General features: G+C 62.3%; 1 protein-coding gene. It reads left to right on the top strand.

Features of this window, described 5'->3' with window-relative positions:
- Positions 1 to 538 (top strand): SDR family NAD(P)-dependent oxidoreductase (locus tag FJV41_RS55365; RefSeq protein ID WP_141649583.1); only part of this gene is annotated, 538 nt, incomplete at both ends.

Here is a 538-nt window from a genome sequence, read left to right as displayed (position 1 = left end):
GATGAACGGCCTGCTAAACGGTAAACGTATTGTCGTCACCGGTGCGGCGCGCGGTCTCGGGTACCACTTTGCCGAAGCCTGCGCCGCTCAGGGCGCGACGGTGGTGATGTGCGACATCCTGCAGGGAGAGCTGGCGGAAAGCGCTCATCGCCTGCAGCGGAAGGGCTATCAGGTCGAATCTCACGCCATCGATCTTGCCAGTCAAGCATCGATCGAGCAGGTCTTCAGCGCCATCGGCGCGCAGGGGTCTATCGATGGATTAGTCAATAACGCAGCGATGGCCACCGGCGTCGGCGGAAAAAATATGATCGATTACGATCCGGATCTGTGGGATCGGGTAATGACGGTCAACGTTAAAGGCACCTGGTTGGTGACCCGCGCGGCGGTACCGCTGCTGCGCGAAGGGGCGGCGATCGTCAACGTCGCTTCGGATACCGCGCTGTGGGGCGCGCCGCGGCTGATGGCCTATGTCGCCAGTAAGGGCGCGGTGATTGCGATGACCCGCTCCATGGCCCGCGAGCTGGGTGAAAAGCGGATC

It is taken from the genome of Myxococcus llanfairpwllgwyngyllgogerychwyrndrobwllllantysiliogogogochensis (assembly GCF_006636215.1).
GTDB classification, from domain to species: domain Bacteria; phylum Myxococcota; class Myxococcia; order Myxococcales; family Myxococcaceae; genus Myxococcus; species Myxococcus llanfairpwllgwyngyllgogerychwyrndrobwllllantysiliogogogochensis.
The sequence above is the reverse complement of the archived record's forward strand: the minus strand, read 5'-3'. Positions and strand labels throughout refer to the sequence as shown.